General features: G+C 56.7%; 12 protein-coding genes. 2 read left to right on the top strand and 10 right to left on the bottom strand.

The features are described 5' to 3' along the window. Nucleotides 1-172: 172 nt before the first annotated feature. The 10 genes from MHK04_RS00705 to rimM all read right to left on the bottom strand — a co-directional run bounded on the left by MHK04_RS00705 (nt 173) and on the right by rimM (nt 10649). Nucleotides 173-478: a DUF2469 domain-containing protein gene (locus MHK04_RS00705; RefSeq protein ID WP_005325239.1), complete on the bottom strand. Its 306-nt coding sequence runs from the start codon at nt 476-478 to the stop codon at nt 173-175. Nucleotides 479-540: 62 nt separating this feature from the next. After that, entirely contained in the window at nt 541-1182 is a 642-nt protein-coding gene (locus tag MHK04_RS00700; RefSeq protein WP_239207566.1) for a ribonuclease HII, read from the bottom strand. Then, nucleotides 1169-1906, bottom strand: coding sequence for a signal peptidase I (gene lepB, locus MHK04_RS00695; RefSeq protein WP_200288918.1), 738 nt, complete (start codon nt 1904-1906; stop codon nt 1169-1171). Before lepB (MHK04_RS00695) ends, MHK04_RS00700 begins: the two co-directional genes overlap by 14 nt. After that, nucleotides 1884-2687 (bottom strand): signal peptidase I, encoded by an 804-nt coding sequence (gene lepB, locus MHK04_RS00690; RefSeq protein ID WP_023021292.1) that lies wholly within the window; start codon nt 2685-2687, stop codon nt 1884-1886. Before lepB (MHK04_RS00690) ends, lepB (MHK04_RS00695) begins: the two co-directional genes overlap by 23 nt. 185 nt (nt 2688-2872) lie before the next feature. Beyond that, nucleotides 2873-3217, bottom strand: coding sequence for a 50S ribosomal protein L19 (gene rplS / locus MHK04_RS00685; protein WP_005325245.1), 345 nt, complete (start codon nt 3215-3217; stop codon nt 2873-2875). 152 nt (nt 3218-3369) lie between these two features. Beyond that, nucleotides 3370-5484: a YhgE/Pip domain-containing protein gene (locus MHK04_RS00680; RefSeq protein WP_239207565.1), complete on the bottom strand. Its 2115-nt coding sequence runs from the start codon at nt 5482-5484 to the stop codon at nt 3370-3372. A gap of 195 nt (nt 5485-5679) precedes the next feature. Then, the gene (locus tag MHK04_RS00675) at nt 5680-8013 is read right to left on the bottom strand and encodes a Tex family protein (RefSeq protein ID WP_239207564.1); all 2334 of its coding nucleotides are present in this window, start codon (nt 8011-8013) and stop codon (nt 5680-5682) included. Between the two features lie 144 nt (nt 8014-8157). Then, nucleotides 8158-8787, bottom strand: coding sequence for a hypothetical protein (locus MHK04_RS00670; protein WP_239204258.1), 630 nt, complete (start codon nt 8785-8787; stop codon nt 8158-8160). A gap of 495 nt (nt 8788-9282) precedes the next feature. Further along, nucleotides 9283-10155 (bottom strand): tRNA (guanosine(37)-N1)-methyltransferase TrmD, encoded by an 873-nt coding sequence (gene trmD / locus MHK04_RS00665; protein ID WP_239207563.1) that lies wholly within the window; start codon nt 10153-10155, stop codon nt 9283-9285. After that, nucleotides 10152-10649 carry a ribosome maturation factor RimM gene (gene rimM, locus MHK04_RS00660; RefSeq protein WP_239207562.1) on the bottom strand — a complete coding sequence of 166 codons (498 nt, stop codon included), beginning with the start codon at nt 10647-10649 and terminating at the stop codon, nt 10152-10154. Before rimM ends, trmD begins: the two co-directional genes overlap by 4 nt. Nucleotides 10650-10753: 104 nt before the next feature. Between rimM and MHK04_RS00655 the strand changes: the two genes are divergently transcribed. Both MHK04_RS00655 and MHK04_RS00650 read left to right on the top strand, forming a co-directional pair. Beyond that, entirely contained in the window at nt 10754-11158 is a 405-nt protein-coding gene (locus tag MHK04_RS00655) for a cupin domain-containing protein (RefSeq protein WP_239207561.1), read from the top strand. Between the two features lie 38 nt (nt 11159-11196). Continuing rightward, the gene (locus MHK04_RS00650; RefSeq protein ID WP_232212596.1) at nt 11197-11883 is read left to right on the top strand and encodes a TetR/AcrR family transcriptional regulator; all 687 of its coding nucleotides are present in this window, start codon (nt 11197-11199) and stop codon (nt 11881-11883) included. Nucleotides 11884-12029: the final 146 nt, after the last annotated feature.

Genomic DNA, 12029 nt, shown 5'->3' with positions numbered 1-12029 from the left:
TGCAGTTTATCCTTGTGCGTCGTGAAATTCATCGGCCTGCACAGAACACCGCAGCTAGCATGGGGTGCACAAGGTGTACAAAACGGAAAGTGCCCAGGCTGTGGATAACTATGCTTCGAGGCACTGTTATCCACAGCCAAGGCACAACGCTTGTAGTGCCGAGTTGACAAAATTACTCCGGCATCATGAATTCAGGCTTATCCAGCTCTTCGATATTGACGTCCTTGTAGGTAATGACGCGAACATAGCGCACAAAGCGGGCGGAGCGGTACATATCCCATACCCAAGCATCGGACATGCGCACCTCGTAGTACACATCAGGTCCAGAGGTATGCGGAATGAGCTCTACCGCATTAGCCAGGTAAAAGCGCCGCTCAGTTTCAACGACATAGGAAAACTGACTGACAACGTCTCGGTACTCGCGGTAGAGGGACAGCTCTACCTCAGCCTCGTAGTTATCGAGTTCCTCTGCACTCACGATGGACCTCCAGGTTGTGGGTTAGCTCGCTTAAGCTTAGCGCGCAGGAGGCTAGATTCTAGCTAGGCACGCGCGGCGAACTCCGCATGAGCGCGACGGACATTGTCATAGCTCATCCGGTGTTCCGGGCACGCTCCCAGCGCCGAAATTGCGGCCTCGTGTGCCTTAGTCCCATAGCCTTTGTGCTTGGCTAATTCATAGCCGGGGTAGCGCGCATCAAGGTCGCGCATCAGGTGGTCGCGACTCACTTTTGCCAAGACACTTGCCGCGGCGATACACCGCGCGGCTGCATCGCCGCCGATGATGGGCAGCTGGGGTTGGGTAAGGCCGGGGATAAAGAGGGCGTCGCTAAGCACATAGCCTGGGCGGATATCCAGGCGTGCTACCGCCCTGCGCATCCCGGAAATATTAGCGTGCTGGATGCCGCGCTTATCGATGTCCCCCGCGCTAATGTGCACCACAGACCAGTCCACAGCCTTGTCCTTAATGAGTGGAAAGAGCCGCTCGCGCTGCCGGGGAGTCAGCTTTTTGGAATCGCTAAGCTCCGCCAGCTCCTTGATCGGGCGATCCGGCATAATGCAGGCCGCGATGGTGATCGGCCCGCAACACGCGCCACGCCCGGCCTCATCCACTCCAGCCACCGGCCCGAGCCCAGCCTTGCTCAAGGCCAGCTCATAGGTGCGTCGTTGCTTAAGCCGCCGCATGCGAAATCTCTGGGTGTTCCACCCCACCCCACCGCGATAGAGGCAAGATGACAGCCTCAACTCGGCCGCGAATATTATCCACTGGCACGGTGCCTTGTAGGTTATCGCCCAAGTGCGCACGCGAATCGAGGGAGTTGGTGCGATTGTCTCCCATTACCCAGAGATGCCCCTCCGGGACGGTGACGGGGCCGAAGTACTCGCCGCCACACTCCTGGGAGCCAACGCCGGGGTCTACGGGAATCTCCGGTGGATCAAGCACGAATGATTGATCAATCGGCTGACCATCCACCATCACCGAAGGATCACCAGCCTCACAGCTCACCGTTTGTCCGCCGGTAGCAATTACCCGCTTGACGAGGATATTTTCCCCGTTGGGCAAAAGCCCTACTGCCGCCAAAGCATTCTGCGCACCTCGCACAATAATATTGCGCGAGCGTGTGACCTGAAACTCGTTATTCCACGACTCCGGCCCTTCGAAGACAACCACCTCCCCAGGTTGTGGGTCTGTGAAGTAATAGCTGACCTTCTGCACTGCGATGCGATCATTTTCACAGCCGGGACAACCATGCAGGGTAGGTTCCATCGACGCAGAAGGAATGACATACATCCGTCCCACCAATGCTTGTAACAGCACCAGCAGGACAAAACCTGCCACCACGGGGAAGAAAAAATCCCGGGTGCGCAGGCGTTGGGAAGAAGGTTTATTCCTGGATGTCCGGGTCATCGATGCCACCGATGCGGGTAAACGGCCAGAAGACGAACTTCACCTTGCCGCGGACATTTTCCACCGGTACTGTGCCGTGGAATTTATCGGTCATGTGATAGCGAGAATCTGCCGAGGCCGTGCGATTATCACCCATGACCCAGATATTGCCCTCCGGTACTTCCACGGGACCAAAGTACGGGCCTCCACAAGCTTCCGAGCCTGTCGACTTATCTACCGGGTACGTTGGCGGGTCTTGCACGTAGTCTTGCTCGATGGGCTTGCCATCAACCATGACTGCAGGATCGCCCTCCTGGCAAGACACTGTCTGCCCACCGGTGGCAATCACGCGCTTAACCAGGGTATTTTCATCGGGCGGCGCCAAGGATACAAAGCTCAATGCATCCTGCACCCCGTGGATTACCGGGTTGGACGAGCGCGGCGAGACATAGCTGGAATTCCAGTCCTCGGTGCCTTTGAAGACGACAACATCGCCTGGTTCTGGCTCTCCATCGCCGTAATAGGAGATCTTTTCCGTAAAGATACGGTCATTCGTACAGCCCTCGCAGCCATGCAGTGTCGGCTCCATCGAGCCGGAAGGGATCACATACTGCCGTCCGATAAAGTTCTGGAAAAGGCCCACGATAACAAGGACCGTTGCCACGACCAGAAGGGTTTCCAGCAGCCACGGCATGTCTTTTTTCTTGGTTGCCCCTTCGCCTTGCGGGGAAGCGTTCCCCTCTACGGGGTTGGCCCCCTCACCTTCAGGCGACTGTTCCTGCGAGATGCTGTCTTTATTCACGCGCTAAATCCTAGCAACCCCACGTCCCGGTTCCCGCCTTATCCCCCTCGCGGCTGGAGAATTCACAGGCAACTATCCGGTTAAAGCCTGCCGGCTGACACCAGGAAATAGCTGGCAATAGGCACAAAAATCCCCCTTGCACCCACAAGGGTGCAAGGGGGATGGTGGCGCGCAGCGCACTAATACTAGCGACGCTCCTTGATGCGAGCCTTCTTACCGCGCAGATCGCGCAGGTAGTACAGCTTCGCACGGCGAACGCGGCCGCGGCGGGAGACCTTGATGGACTCCAGGTTCGGGGAGTGAACCGGGAAGGTACGCTCAACGCCGATACCGAAGGAGACCTTACGGACGGTGAAGGTCTCACGGATGCCGGAACCCTGACGACGGATGCAGATGCCCTTGAACAGCTGTGCACGCTCGTTGTTACCCTCGATAACCTTTACGTTAACGTCGAGGGTATCGCCTGGGCGAAAGGACGGGATATCGTCGCGCAGCTGTGCTGCATCGACCTTGTCAATAATGTTGGACATGCCAATATTCCTTTTCAGTTTGGGACAGAGGACCCTAGCGGCGTGAAGCCTAACCGGTTCGTGCCCGTTACATAGAACGGTGCACTATTTTTCCACATGCACTGGCAGGAACCAAATTTCCTTCCCGGCACTACTTTTCTTCCCTGCCTAAGTTACGCCGCCACAGCAGCCGGGGAGCGGACAAGGTGCTCATCGAGGATTTTCGCCGTACCCAAGTGACGCGCGCGGAAGACCATATATGAGGCGAAAAGCGCGATCAGGGTAAATCCGAGCAACGCTGCCATTCCAGTCCAGAAGGTCGCGTCATGAATCCCATCAGTGGCACGCGTGAAAGCATCTTTTGCGTAGGTCATCGGATGGAAAGAGTGCATAATGCTCAACGGGCGGGGAATCGCGGCCACCGGCCACACGCCGCCAAAGACCATCACGCCGAGGGCAAAGAGTCCCGCGGCGAAGATGCCACCAATCTTTCGGCCAAAAGTCACGTGGAAAAACTGGTAAGTCGCCGCGCCCACCGCCGCGATGGCCGCTACTACCCCGAGAATCATCGGCCAGCTAGCCGGTGACCACCCCAAAGTCGCTGACATCAGCGCCATAAAGGCAAGGACAATGAAGTTGAGCGCAGTCAGCGTGAAGAACGCAAGAAGTATCCTGCGCGCAGGATGCGTGACTGGAATTCCCTTACGTCCGAGGTAATAGGGGAACACCATAGCCACCAGCAGCATGACAAGGAAGCCGAAGACAAGCACTAAGAGCAAAGAGGCGCCGCCGGTGATGTCTTTGCGGGTAGGGTCCGCGGAGCTTATTACAGTTTGGACTGGGTGCACATTGGAAGCGGTGAAGTTGATGGGAACGGCCATGTTTTGAGCCGAGTCTTCCGGTTTGGAGATAGATGGCGCTTTGTCTGCACCATCTGCCAGCTTCTGCGAGAGCTCACCAGAACCAGCCTTTAGCTTATCCATGCCTCCCTTGAGCTCGGCACCGCCGGCCGCCAAGCGGTCTGTTCCTGCCTTCAGGGTGCCGGTTCCATCGTGGAGGCGGCTCGTTCCACCGTGCAGCTGAGCAGCGCCGTTGCTGAGTTCTCCAACGCCGCTGTGCAGCTCTTTGGTGCCATCAGCGAGACGGTGCGCCCCGCCATTGAGTTTGTTCATACCGCCCAGATATTCCGAGTTGGGATCTGAAAGGTTGTAGTACAGCTGGCCGGTACCATGAGAAAGCTGTTCTAGTTTCTCCACCATGTTTCCACTCGTCGCCGGATCTAGCTTGGATACGAGCGAGTGGAGCTGTTCAGCCTGTTGCCCCATACCCAAGTTACGCAGTACCTCTACCAGTTGCGAAAGGGCAGGAACCACGACTTGGGCCTGTTTGAGCACTGGGATGAGCATTCCCGTGAGCTGATTAACCCCACCATCGATCTGGCCTGCACCATCGGCGAGACGGCCAGTGCCAGCGAGCAGCTTATCGGAGCCTTCGGCAAGTTGCGTTGCACCATCATCCAGGCGAGCGGCACCATCATCGAGTCGCCCGACTCCCTCATTGAGGCGGGTTGTGCCACCAAGGAGCGCACCAGTTCCATCATGCAGCTTTCCTGCGCCGGCCCCCAGCTCACCTATGCCGGCGACCGCACGACCACCACCTTCTTGCAGCTTTCCGGCACCTTCATCAAGACGCCCAGCGCCATCGGCGGCAGTTCCCAATCCATCGCTTAGCTTATTGAGCCCTTCGATTACCTGGTCAGCATATTTTTTCGAGATTGCATTTTCCACGCTGGTTTGCACCTGCGGGATGAGGCTGGAAGAAATCACGGAGCCGTTCGTGCCGTAATAGTCATTGCTCGCGAAATGAATTTCAGGTTTGACGGGTTTATCGCTGATGATGGTCACCGCCTGTTTGGAAAAGTCCTGAGGGATGGTCACCACCAGCAGATATTTTCCCTTTATCAGCCCTTGGTCCCCGTCCTCCTTATTCACCTCTGCGAAATTTAGGTAATCGGTATCCAGCAGACCTTCTACCACCTGATCTCCGCAATTGGTATATGCGCCTTGCTTGTTGACGCCCGCGTCTTCATTCACCACCGCTAGGTCAATTTTGCGCATGTATTTGGACGGGTCCCACATAGCCCACATCATGGTTCCGGCAACAATAATGGGCGCAACCAGGAAGAACACGATGAGTACTCGTGCCAATGCACTGCGCGGACGCCAATCCAATACGCGGTGCCAACCCAATACTCCCCTGCCATGGCTGGATGTAGCCGCTTTGCTCATTTCCTTCTCCTTGCAATTGACATGGCACCACGCGCCTTTTACTTAGTTTTGCCAAACTTACCATTGTGAGACAATATGGGCACGCAATGGACTCCACGGCGTGGAGGAAATCTCTCTCCCCCAGGCATGCAAAAGCTCCCACCGTAGGCAACGATGGGAGCAAAAGCAGCAGTTAAAAAGGCTAGCCCACAGCGGCTAAAAGCCTGCTTTCTTCAGGGCATCGGCCATGGCACCACCACCGCCGGAGCCACCTCGTCCGCCAGTGCGGCCGCGCGAGCCGCCCCGGGAACCGCGCCCGGATTTGTGTCCGGAGCGCTTCCCTTCTCCCCTGGCGGCAGAGTTTGCGGCATGTTGCGCATCGCCACGGCGCTTGGGAGCCTGCTGCCCCGGTTCATCATCGAGGCGCAAAGACAAGCCGATGCGCTGCCGCTCGACGTCGACCTCCATGACTTTTACCTTGACCACTTGGCCAGAGCGCACGACCTCGTGCGGATCAGAGACGAACTTGTGGCTCATGGCAGAAACATGGACGAGGCCGTCCTGATGTACTCCAACGTCCACAAAAGCGCCAAAGGCCGCCACGTTGGTAACTGTGCCCTCAAGGATCATTCCCGGGGTGAGATCGGAGACCTTATGTACCCCCTCTTTGAAGGTTGCGGTCTTAAATTCCGGACGCGGGTCGCGGCCGGGTTTATCCAGCTCAGCGATGATATCGGTCACCGTAGGGATACCAAAGGTCTCATCTGCAAAATCTGCTGGCGCAAGCTTGGAAAGTACGCGGGTATTGCCAATAAGCTCGGAAATGCCCAGACCGGTCTTTTCCGCAATGCGGGAGACAACTGGATAAGCCTCAGGGTGCACGGCGGAGGCATCCAATGGATCGGTGCCGCCATTGATGCGAAGGAAGCCGGCTGACTGCTCAAACGCCTTAGGTCCGAGACGCGGCACCTTCTTCAGTTCCTTACGGGAAGCAAAGGAGCCGTTTTCATTGCGGTAAGCCACGATATTGGCAGCGATGGTGGAATTAACTCCAGCCACCCGCTCCAGCAGCGGGACGGAAGCAGTGTTGAGATCTACGCCCACGCCGTTCACGGCACTTTCCACCACACCATCAAGGGTGCGAGCGAGCGCGGTCTGGTTAACATCGTGCTGATACTGCCCCACCCCAATAGCCTTCGGATCGATCTTTACCAGCTCCGCCAGAGGATCCTGCAAACGACGAGCGATGGAGACTGCACCACGCAGCGAGACATCCATATCGGGGAATTCCGCCGCCGCCAGCTGCGAGGCAGAATACACCGAAGCGCCGGACTCTGAGACTACGACGGGCGTGGGACGCTGGCCTCCGGCCTGCTTGATGAGGTCCGCAATCTCCTGGGCGAGCTTCTCGGTCTCACGGGAGGCAGTACCATTTCCGATGGCCAAAAGGTCCACCGAATGCTTGGCGCACAAGGTAGACAAGGTCTGTAACGCCTGGCTCCACTGATTCTGCGGCTGGTGCGGGTAGACAATAGTGGTATCGAGCACTTTGCCGGTTTTGTCTACAACCGCACACTTGACGCCATTGCGGTATCCCGGATCCAGGCCAATGGTGGCACGCTGACCTGCCGGCGCAGCAAGTAGCACATCCCGCAAATTGGTGGCAAAAATCTTGAGCGCACCTTCCTCTGCCACTTCTTTCAGGCGCATACGTACATCCAGGCTGGAGGAAATATAAAGCTTGGTGCGCCAGCCCCAATGGACTGCGTCAGCAAGCCACTTGGAGGAGCGATCCAGTTCGAAACGGGAGGCAATAACGTCCTCATAGTCCGCGTCATCGCCAGCATCAAGCTGCAATTGCAATACGCCTTCATTCTCGCCCCGCAGGAGCGCCAAAATGCGGTGCGAGGGCAATGTGTGGAAAGGCTCGTTGAAGGAGAAGTAATCCTTAAACTTCGCCCCTTCTGCTTCCTTGCCCTCAATGACGTGCGCGCCCATAACACCCTTAGTAAACATGCGCTCTCGCGCCTCACCCACCAGGTCAGCGTCCAGTGCGAAGCGATCCACCAGGATGGCGCGGGCGCCGTCGAGGGCTTTCTTTGTATCTTCAAAGCCCTCGCAAAGGAAGGCCTGCGCTAGGTCTTCTGGGGTGGCGTGAGGATCCGCGATGAGCTTATCGGTCAGCTCTTCTAGGCCGGCCTCGCGGGCAATATCCGCCTTAGTTTTGCGGCGCTTCTTATACGGCAGGTACAGGTCCTCCAGGCGCGCCTTGGTTTCGCAGGCAAGGATTTGTTTCTTCAGGGCGTCGCTAAGCTTGCCCTGCTCCTCAATCGCCGCAAGGATGGTCTCCTTACGCTCCTGCAATTCCTTCAGGTAGTTCGCGCGCTCCTCAATAGTGCGCAGCTGGGAGTCATCCAGCCCGCCGGTGGCCTCCTTGCGGTAGCGGGCAATAAAAGGCACAGTATTGCCCTCCGCAAGCAGCTGCAACGCGGTGGAAATCTGCGTTTCCTTTACGTTGAGCTCGGCGGCGATGGTTGCCGCAATATTCACGTGGTCTCCTCACTCTTTTCTCGAGGTTTGGGATTAGACCCACCCAATTTACCGCACTGCCCCTTCACCGCCTTCGCTTGCCGACGCCCCCCTCAACGCAAAACCTCCTTTCCAGCAAGGAAAGGAGGAAGGTGCGGCGCGTGCCTAGTGGATAACCACGCGGGCGTTCTTGCCGCCGGTGCAAGTAACCCGGGCGGAGCTGCCGGAGCAGTACATGGTGTAGGTACGACCGGTGCTCGGCGAATAGACACTCAAGGTGACGTTGGTGCCGCCACCCGCAACCCAGTTATTCATAAAAGCGGTGTAGACGTTGCGAGCAAAAGGACTGGAAGTCGGGCCAGTCGCATAATAGTTAGGGTAATCACCCCAGGAATGTCCATTGCTGGAGCCAGCGGAACCAGCCTGTGCCGGTGCTGGTGCCGGGGCTTCCTTGGTCTCGGTCACCGTGACCGGGCTGGAGTCCTCATCCTCTGCAGAATCCTTGGAGGAACCGGACTTCTTGCCGGACCCCGACCCAGTTCCGGATCCGCTATTCGCATCCGCCTGCTGGAATTGGCTATCCCCTGCAGCGCTATCCGTAGAATCGCTCTGGTTATTGGTCACGAACATAATGACCATGGCAGCCACCGCGATTACCGCCACAATGGCTGCGATAATCGCAGCGATCGTGGCACCGCTGACGCCGCCATTGTTCTGCTGGGGATAATACTGTTGGTTGTACTGGGGCGGCTGCTGGTTAAATCCACCGTAATTATTGCCATTGGGAGCCGTCATGGTTTAGGGACCACCTTGGGAATAGAAAATTGGAGGGAATGTCCCCCTAACTATAACCCCAGACGGCCTAAGCGCTGCAGATTTAGCGTGAAAATGCGGCAATTAATTTCCTCGTCGGCGCCTATTACGCAGCTTCCGCTCGCCATACCGCTGGGGTACCAAGCCCCATCTCTGTAAAACCGATTTCCGCGCTCCCCAACCACAGCGCTTCCGGGGGCAAACATTCCGCCACAGTGGGGGCCACGGTGGCTAAGGGGTGTGCGGTCTCACCGTTAACTATAAGCCGCCACACCGGAATTCCCTGCGGTCGCTGACCAAACCTGAAACGGTATTCCTGCGCTAACGGGCTGCTCTCCGGGCATGATTCCGCTACCTGAATGACGAAAATGCTAGCTGGATGAAAGCCCTGAGCACGTAGCCTGTCAGGCAGTCCTGCGAGGCAATCCTCATTCTCTCGAGTTCCTAGAAGCAAGGAAAGATCAGCACTAACCTCCATTAGCCTTCACCCTTAGCCTTAGCTTCCTGCTCCAACTGCGCAATGAAAGCCCTATCATCCTTGTCTAGCTCTGCTACTTCCAGCAGCTCGGGACGGCGCTGCCAGGTGCGCAATAATGCTTGTTCGCGCCGCCACTTATCCACCAAGGCGTGGTTTCCCGAGGTCAAAACGTCCGGTACGGCCAGACCCCGCCACTCTCGCGGCTTGGTATAGCTCGGGCCCTCCAAGAGACCATCAGAAAAGGAATCCTCTTCATGGGAGCGCTTATTGCCCAGCACGCCTGGAATGAGTCGCACGACGGCCTCTGCAATTACCAACGTCGCTACTTCCCCACCGATCAACACATAATCACCGATGGATACCTCGCGGACGCGGTAGCGACGCGCGGCATCATCCACCACACGCTGATCGATTCCCTCATAACGCCCGCAAGCAAAGACGATATGCTCCTCAGTCGACCACGCACGCGCATCCGCTTGACTAAACGGCTGTCCCGTTGGGGTAGGCACAATGAGCAGTGGGAGGTCACTATCCTCCTCGGGCTGGGCGTCAACCGCATAGGCGTGCGCCTCTACTCCTTCAAGCTCATCGTGGCGGGGACGGTTCAAGTGCGGAAGGGCCGATTCTAGGTTCGGTGCACTTTCCTGAGCAGCAACACTATCGAGTGCCGGCCCCCATACTTCCGGCTTCATAACCATGCCAGGGCCACCGCCGACCGGCGAATCATCGACAGACTTATGCGCATCAGTCGCCCACTGCCGCAGATCATGTACGCCTACTTCAAGGCGACCTTGTTCAATGGCTTTTCCTAAAAGTGCATGCCGCAACGGCTCCAAGTACTCCGGAAAGATGGTGACAACATCAAGCCTCATAGGTCCAGCAATCCTTCCGGCGGGTCAATGGTGCACGTCCCTGCTGCAAGGTCCACGTCAGGAACAATGGCATGCACGAAAGGAATGAGTGCTTTCTTGCCAGTGTCGAGATTTACCTCTAGCAAATCTTGGCTTCCACCGTGGATGACCGACGTAACCTCACCAATGTTCTTGCCCGCCAGAAGTACGCGTAGTCCTTCCAGCTCATGGTCATAAAAACCGCCATCATCGTTATCGAGCGGCGCGGCGAAAAACTTCGTGCCGCGCAGGCTATCCGCCACATTGCGGTCTTTTACTTCTTCGAAGGTAACGAGCAGCCTTCCCTTGTGAGTGCGGACTGCCTTGATAGTTAGCGTGTGCTCTTTTTTGCCCTGCGTGCCATGGAGCGCTTCCCCCACCGCAAAGCGCACCTCCGGTTCGTCAGTAGTGGCCTCGATTACTACTTCACCCTTCACGCCGTGCGATTTAATCACGCGACCAATCATCAATTCCATAGCGGAAATTCTACAGCACGAGCCTTTTCCCTTGTCAGTGATGGGTTTTCAGCTACTTCGAAAAAGTTCCAGTTTCTGGGGCTCATTGTCGTTAAAGTAGGCACATGAGCGATTCACCTACCAATTCCCCGGATACTTTTGGCACGGCTTCCCATCTGGGCACTGCTTCCGCTATGACTACACTTAATTTGCTCGATATCGCACCGGATACGGATCCGCAGCGGCCCCGCCCAGGAGTACAGCGCGTCTTGAGCACCGATGGCGCTAATCTCATTCTCTTTAGCTTTGCACCAGGACAGTCCCTACCGGACCACAAGGCCGCTCATCCCATTATCGTGCAGACGCTCCGCGGGCAGCTCAACTTCACTTATGGTGAAGAAACCGTCACCCTTACGCCGGACACGATCGTGCATCTTCCTGCATATGAGGTGCATAAAGTCGAGGCTGCAGCTGCGGATTCCGGTACCTCTACCCCCGCAATTTTGTTGCTCACTATGCTGACAAAATAGTTTATAGGAACATAAGTTTCGGTGATAAAATGACTCTCATGGAATCGCATAATAAGCCTTACCATCATGGAAACCTCCACGATGAGCTGCTCCGCATCGCAGTCCAGCTAGGCAAGCGAAGCGGCCCCAATGCCATCACGGTCCGTGCCGTTACCCGCGAAGCCGGAGTATCCCCTACCTCCGCCTACCGCCACTTCAAGGATCAAGAAGAACTACACGATAAGGTAGCAGAGCTTGCCACCGACGAACTGGTCCGGCGCCTGCATGAGACTACTGAGGCTGCCGGGCACTTGGATTTTCCAGAGCACTTGGTGCAAATCGGTTACACTTACCTCGAGTTTGCCTTGGATGAGACCAATTTCTTCCGTTGCATGTTGGAATGGAAGGCGCTGCGCTTCATGCTCGGTGTGGATCCACACACCGAAGATGATCCGAAGATGGATCACCTTCAGCAGATTCGCGATTTCTTCGCCCTTCTCGCCCGCCACGCGCAAGCTTTGGACAATACTACTGACCCCACATATTTCATGCAGAACGCCCTTTTGGCATGGTCTACCATCCATGGCTTTACCGTTCTTGCCGTCAACGGCCCCATGTCACAGCTACCACGCGAGCAAATCCTAGAACTTTTTGCTCCGGTTGTTGCCGGCGGCCTGCGTGGCATGGACTTTAAAGATCCGTCTAATGTCTACAGTCGCTATGCCGACTACAAGCCACAGAGCTAAGGGAAACATTCACCCTCCCCCACCCGTTGTAGCTTGCAGGGTTTCAACGTACCTTTTCTAAAAATGACCGCGCACGCACCTCCACCAAGGAGATGCGTGCGCGGTCATCTCTTTGGGCCGGTTGATTTCATCCACACAACACAAAG

Origin of the sequence: Corynebacterium nasorum, from assembly GCF_022345765.1 — a bacterium.
Lineage (GTDB): Bacteria > Actinomycetota > Actinomycetes > Mycobacteriales > Mycobacteriaceae > Corynebacterium > Corynebacterium kefirresidentii.
Note: the sequence above shows the minus strand (reverse complement) of the source record. Positions and strands in the feature narration are given on the sequence as shown.